The sequence below is a fragment of the Mycobacterium sp. TH-M25 genome, from assembly GCF_057473665.1.
The window spans coordinates 1-6,436 of the sequence record NZ_JBYCLA010000078.1 but is presented as its reverse complement, the minus strand read 5'-3'; the positions used below and the strand labels follow the sequence as shown (position 1 = coordinate 6,436).

The following is a 6,436-nucleotide window of genomic DNA, read 5'->3' as shown; positions in this document are numbered from 1 at the left end:
GATCCTGGCCGGGAGCTCACGCCGCCGCTGTACGTTGGCGAGATCTGCATCGGTCAGCCGGTTTTCGCGTAGTGGGCCGCAGAGGATGTTGGCCGCGCCCACCGCATCCGCAACCGCGAGGTTGATGCCAACCCCGCCGACCGGGGACATCGCGTGCGCCGCGTCGCCGATACACAGCAGACCTTTACGCCACCAGGTTGTCAGCCGATCCACCCGCACATCGAGTTGGCTGGTCTGGTCCCAGGAGTGCAAGTCGTTGACATGCTGCGCCAAATTGGGCTGCACGGCGACCAGTCGCTTCTTGAATGCCTCCAGCGATCCGTCGCGGGGGTTTTCGCCCTTGGGCATGAGGTACGCAATTTGCCAGTAGTCGCCCCGATAGATCATCGCCATCATCAGGCCCTTGCGAACCACCCCGACAGGTTCCCGAGGGTCACCGGGGCGCCAATTCAATCGGAACCACAGCACATCTATCGGCGAATTCGAACTCCCGACCTGCAACCCGGCCGCGGCGCGCACCGCGGATTTGCGTCCGTCCGCACCGATCACCAGATCGGAGTGCACCTCCAGATCCGGAGTGCGGACGCCCACGACACGGTCTCCTTCGACCAGCAAGCCGGTCACCTCCGCGTTGCGGATCAGCGTGAACTCCGGATAGGCACTGCACTTTTCGGCGAGAAAGTCGAGGAAATCCCACTGTGGCATCAGCGCGATATAAGGCTGCCTGAAGCCGAGCCGTGTGAGTGCTCGGAAGTTGCCGAAGGTTCGCAGTGTCCCGTCGGTATCGAAGGCGAGCCGCCTGACTTTGGTGTGCGGCAGACGCAGAAATTCGTTGATCAGTCCCAGCTCGTCCATGACGCGCAAAGTGCTGGGATGCACGGTGTCGCCACGGAAGTCGCGCAGGAAGTCATTGTGTTTCTCCAGGACCGTCACGTTGATGCCGGCCCGGGCCAGGAGTAGCGCGTGCACCATGCCCGCGGGGCCGCCGCCGGCAACACACACCTTGGTTCGCACGACTCGCGTCATGGACCGACACTACGACGTGGGTCAACCGGACGTGGGCACCTTACGGTGGGCCCGCAGCGCTTTGATCTCGCGCTCGAAATCCTCTGCGGACTCGAAAGACCGGTAGACCGAGGCGAATCGCAGATAAGCCACTTCGTCGAGTTGACGTAGGGGCCCGAGGATGGCAAGGCCGACCTCATTACTGGGAACTTCTGGCGCGCCGGCCGCGCGCACGGCGTCTTCAACCTGCTGCGCCAACAGGTTGAGCGCATCGTCGTCAACCTGGCGGCCCTGACATGCGCGGCGCACCCCGCGCATCACTTTCTCCCGGCTGAACGGCTCGGTCACGCCACTGCGCTTGACGACTGCCAGCACCGCATTTTCCACCGTCGTGAATCGCCGTCCACATTCTGGACACGATCGGCGACGTCGGATTGCCTGTCCTTCATCGGTTTCACGGGAGTCAACGACTCGCGAATCCGGATGTCGACAGAACGGACAATGCATGGCCGCTCCTTCGCCGCACTGACTTCGGGTGTCCCGAACCCCTATGAGCCTACCTGCGCTCCGGGGCGCGGACCTAGCATCACTGGGTGTCGCGGCTGTTACACGACTCATCCCACCGGTGCGATCAGCGTCTGGCCGGCCGTCACCGCAGAAGACTTGAGCTCGTTGAGTTCGCGGATGCGCGCCGCGACGTCACCGGCCGGCACATCCGGCGCCACCCGGGCAGCCAGACGTTGCAGTGTCTCCCCCGGTTCGACCCGGACCACCGCGAGCCGGTCAGGCATGTGCACCGCGGCCTTCTCGGGCCCGCCATGCAACATCCCACTGAAGTGGGCGACGAATCCCAACCACACCGTGATAGCCGCGGCGACTATCGCAAGCGCCACCGTGGTCGCCGGGGTGATGGGTCGCGGCCGGTGCGGGGCACTCGACAGCAACACGCCGGTGCCGCGATAGCGCGGCGGCGCCGCAACGGGCCTGGATGGCCGCGGACCTCGCGATCCCGGCCGGCTACCGCGGCCGGCCGGACGTACCTGGGCGGGGCGAATTCGGGGCTGCGCGGTCGGTGAGATCGTCTCGATGTGCATCATGTGCGTTCCTCCAGTCGGCTCGTAGTCGATCACGTGTTCGAAGAGTAATCGATAGTGTGTTCGAAAAGCGAACATGTGATCGAACTGTTGCAGATGCCGATGACGGTAAGCCAGGCCACCGACAACTTTTCCGGCACTGCGCGGGTCATGGCTGCGACATGCCTCGAACACATGTTTGATATCCAGCCAAAATATCGCTACATTCGTCCGTATGAGCGACAGCGATACTCCGGACACCGAATCTCAACGGCCGCCGCGATCAGCCGATTCGGGGCTGACGCCGCGCCAACGGACAATCCTGGACGTCATCCGCGCGTCGGTGACCACCCGTGGGTATCCGCCCAGTATTCGGGAGATCGGTGACGCAGTCGGACTGACGTCGACATCGTCGGTTGCTCACCAGCTGCGCACCCTGGAGAAAAAAGGCTTTCTGCGCCGCGACCCCAATCGCCCGCGCGCGGTCGACGTCCGATCGGCTGACGAGCTGACGAAGCCGTCGGTGCTCACCGACGTTGCCGGGTCGGACGCGTTGCCGGAGCCGACGTTCGTCCCTGTGCTGGGTCGCATTGCCGCCGGTGGCCCGATTCTGGCCGAGGAAGCGATCGAAGACGTCTTTCCGTTGCCGCGCGAACTCGTCGGCGAGGGCGCGCTCTTCTTGCTCAAGGTGGTCGGTGAATCGATGGTCGACGCTGCGATCTGCGACGGCGACTGGGTGGTGGTCCGTCAGCAAAACGTTGCCGACAACGGCGACATCGTGGCGGCGATGATCGATGGAGAAGCCACCATCAAGACCTTCAAACGCACGGGCAACCAGGTTTGGCTGATGCCGCATAACCCGGCTTTCGACCCGATCCCGGGCAACGATGCCGCGGTGCTCGGCAAGGTCGTCACGGTCATCCGCAAGATCTGACGCCGCGGGAGCCGGTGCCCTAGCCGGCCTTGTGGAAGCCGTTTACCCTGGCGATTTCCTCGCTAGCAAACCAGATTTCGGCCGGGGTGTCGTCGTAAAGCCCGTTGTCGGGCATGTAGTAGAGACCCGAGCTGGCGTTGGCCTTGACAGGATAGCCCTCCGGCACCCGGTAAGGGTCATCCATCGGAAGGTGAATCGCCAACTGCCCGGACATAACTCGCGCTATCGGCACGGCTGTCGTCTCTTGCGAGTCATCGCCGTAGGCGTCGGCCGCCGCATGCCGTCCGGCCCGGGCCTCACGCCCCACCGGAATCCCGGTCGGGTGGGTGTCGACATTGTCGGGATCCTGGGCGAACTGCGCGTCGACCTGGTTGAACTCGTCGCCGTGGTCGAACTCCCCGAAGTCGGAATACTCGTCGTGCCGATCGGTGTCCTCGCTGAGCAACTCCTCCACCAGACTCTCGTGATCGGGTGGCATCCACGCACTGGCGGGCTGTCTGGGCAGGCGGACGGTCCGTGGACGCGGCGGCCGGTACTCCTCGTCCAGACCGGTGACCGCCAAGCCGGAATCGACCTCCGGGGACCATTGCGAAACCGCTTCGGTGGCGGCCTCGTCACCGGATTCGTTCCCGCGGCCCGCACCGTCGCGTCTGGCCGCACGACGCCGACCTGACCATCCCACCACAAGTGTCAGGAGGCCGACCAACAACAGGCCGCCCACACCGGCCAGCAACCACCGCCAGTGACCGGGCAGCCAACCCACCGCGGTATCAGGCCTCGCCGCATTTGCGCGCGTCGTTTGGCCTGGTATCTCCAGACCGGACAGCGCCGACGCCAGGTTCGTCGGCTCCGTGGTGAAGGTGTTCTTCGTCTTGTTCCACGCGATCTGACCGCCGGTGAATTTCTGTGTGATGACATCGCCGGCGACCGTCTGATCACCAACCGGCGCGCCGAGTCTGCCGGTCGCGCCCAGCAGCTTGTCCCACGCGGCTTTGACGGCCCCACGCACCACATACGCACCATGGTCGGACGTCCAGAAGATCACTGGTTTGTCGTCTGCGGAGAAAGCGCTGACCCTACTGGCCGGTTTCAGCAGACCCCCGTCGGCTTCGTTGGCGATCGGGAAGCCCAGGCCGCTGTTGACCGGCCCGCCGAGCGCCTCGTACTTGGTCAGAATGTCGGTCTCGACGGCGTTCGCGCCGGTGTTGGGGCTGAAGAAGACCGTCCCACCGGCGAAGTTTTGGGCCAGTCCGTCGCTGCCAACCGGATACTGGTCTCCCTGCTTGGCGCCCAGCGGACCGGACGCGCCGCCGGCAGCCCGCCACGCCGTGTTGATATCCGCCGTCGGATCGACCGGCACCTGCAAGCCGGCGAGCTGGCCGGCCAAGTCCGGCGGAACGGTGGTGAAGACCTTGGTCAGCCGGTTCCAGGACACCTTGCCGCCGCTGAACGCCTGGGTCGCGAGTTCGCCGTCGTAGGTCTCATCCCCGGTCGGAACGCCGAGGGCGCCGCCGGAACTGCCCAGCCTGTCCCAGGCGGCGTTGATCGCGCCGCGCACAACGAACGCGCCGTGATCGGCGGTCCAGTAGATGAGCGGCCTGTCGCTTGCCGAGAACGTACTGACCCGGCTGTCGGGCCCAGCCAACCCGCGTGCCTCGTTGGCGGTCGGAAAGCCCAGGTCGGAGGCCGCTGGGCCACCCAAAGCCTCGTACTTTTCCAGGATGGCGCCCATCATCGACCGTGCACCCGTCGCCGGCGTGAAGAACATCTTCCCGTTGACGAAGTCCTGGGCAAACCCTTGGCCGACCACGTAGCAATCGCCCTGCTTGGCACCCAGATCCGAGGTGTCGCCGCCGGCCTCTTTCCAGGCGGCGGTGATCGCATTGTCGGCGTCGCCAATCGGCGATGCGTTCGCGAGGGGCATCTGCAGCGCCATGAACGTGAATGCCGCGGTCATCGCCACCAGACCACGCGCTGAACGCGCGAGGACATCCAGCCGTCTTCGCTGCCTTCTCATCCCGCCCTCCCGCGGTCGCCCAGTCCGAAGTCTTGGACCCCATGCGGTCCGTCCGATGGGCCGCCACGACTCTGTTGCGGGCGACGACACGTGGGAAATCATATGCAGACCCTACGGAATGGTCATCGCGTCGATGCAGAATTACCCTTCGCACCGCGCAATTGCGTCGAATTCCGCTCCGACACCCTCGCGACGTTGTGCGCTGAGCCGATGCCGAGAAGCCTCTCGCGAAGCTGCGGTGGGCCAACGGCTACATCGTGGCTGCCCGATGAATTCACAGCCGCGTTCCCACCATCCTCACTCCGGCAGAAATATCAGCGCCGGCTCAGAACCTTTTCATCGCAGGCGGATGCGCCTATTCCCGGGAAATCCGGAGGCTAGACACCCAGGCTGCGGCCGATGATCTCCTTCATGATTTCGGTGGTACCGCCGTAGATGGTCTGCACCCGAGCATCGAGATACGCACGCGCAACCGGGTATTCGCGCATGAAGCCATAGCCGCCGTGGAGCTGCAGGCAACGGTCGATCAGGTGCACCTGCTTCTCGGTGGCGTACCACTTGGCCATTGCCGCCTGTTCGACGGTGAGCTTCTCTTCGAGGTGCAGGGCGATGAACTCGTCCACCATCACCCGCACCACCGTGGCTTCGGTGGCCAATTCGGCGAGCAGGAATCGGCTGTTCTGGAAACTGCCGATGGGCTTGCCGAAGGCCTTGCGCTCCTTGGTGTATTGCAGCGTCTGCTCCAACACCTGCTCCATGGCGGCGGCGGCCATGATGGCGATCGAGATCCGCTCCTGCGGGAGGTTTTGCATGAGGTAGATGAAACCGTGACCCTCGCTCCCCAGCAGGTTCTCGACGGGCACCTCGACGTCGGAGAAGGACAGCTCGGCGGTGTCCTGAGCATCCAGGCCGATCTTGTCCAGGTGGCGTCCGCGCTCGAACCCTTTCATGCCCCGCTCGACCGCCAGTAGTGAAAAGCCTTGTGCGCCTTTGTCAGGATCGGTCTGAGCGACAACAATCACCAAATCTGAGTTGATGCCGTTGGTGATGAAGGTCTTTGAACCATTGAGAACATAATGGTCACCCTTTTTGACGGCGCGAGTCTTGATGCCCTGCAAGTCACTGCCGGTGCCCGGTTCGGTCATCGCGATGGCGGTGATCAGTTCGCCGCTGCAGAATTTCGGCAGCCAACGCTGCTTCTGCTCTTCGTTGGCCAGGCTCAGCAGGTACGGCGCCACGATGTCGTTGTGCAGGCCGAATCCGATGCCGCTGTAGCGACCGTAGGTGGTTTCCTCGGTGATGATCGTGTTGTAGCGGAAATCGGAATTACCGCCGCCGCCGTACTCCTCGGGAATGGACATCCCCAAAAAGCCCTGCTTGCCGGCCTCCAGCCACACGCCGCGGTCG

6 protein-coding genes are annotated in these 6,436 nt (G+C 64.2%); 1 reads left to right on the top strand and 5 read right to left on the bottom strand.

What is annotated here, in order from left to right:
- The 3 genes from AC2VOU_RS02900 to AC2VOU_RS02890 form a co-directional block, all read right to left on the bottom strand.
- Positions 1-1,026 (bottom strand): FAD-dependent oxidoreductase (locus tag AC2VOU_RS02900; protein WP_486956009.1); only part of this gene is annotated, 1,026 nt, incomplete at its 3' end.
- A 21-nt stretch (positions 1,027-1,047) separates the two neighbouring features.
- The gene (nrdR, locus tag AC2VOU_RS02895; protein WP_486956008.1) at positions 1,048-1,512 is read right to left on the bottom strand and encodes a transcriptional regulator NrdR; all 465 of its coding nucleotides are present in this window, start codon (positions 1,510-1,512) and stop codon (positions 1,048-1,050) included.
- A 107-nt stretch (positions 1,513-1,619) separates the two neighbouring features.
- Positions 1,620-2,102, bottom strand: a complete 483-nt coding sequence (locus AC2VOU_RS02890) for a LysM peptidoglycan-binding domain-containing protein (protein WP_486956010.1) — start codon at positions 2,100-2,102, stop codon at positions 1,620-1,622.
- 211 nt (positions 2,103-2,313) lie between these two features.
- Between AC2VOU_RS02890 and lexA the strand changes: the two genes are divergently transcribed.
- Positions 2,314-3,012 (top strand): transcriptional repressor LexA, encoded by a 699-nt coding sequence (gene lexA / locus AC2VOU_RS02885; protein WP_486956007.1) that lies wholly within the window; start codon positions 2,314-2,316, stop codon positions 3,010-3,012.
- A 19-nt stretch (positions 3,013-3,031) separates the two neighbouring features.
- Here the strand turns inward: lexA and AC2VOU_RS02880 are convergent, their stop codons facing one another.
- Both AC2VOU_RS02880 and AC2VOU_RS02875 read right to left on the bottom strand, forming a co-directional pair.
- Positions 3,032-4,969 (bottom strand): sunset domain-containing protein, encoded by a 1,938-nt coding sequence (locus AC2VOU_RS02880; RefSeq protein WP_486956006.1) that lies wholly within the window; start codon positions 4,967-4,969, stop codon positions 3,032-3,034.
- A gap of 437 nt (positions 4,970-5,406) precedes the next feature.
- On the bottom strand, positions 5,407-6,436 hold a 1,030-nt coding region (locus AC2VOU_RS02875), incomplete at its 5' end, for an acyl-CoA dehydrogenase family protein (RefSeq protein WP_486956005.1).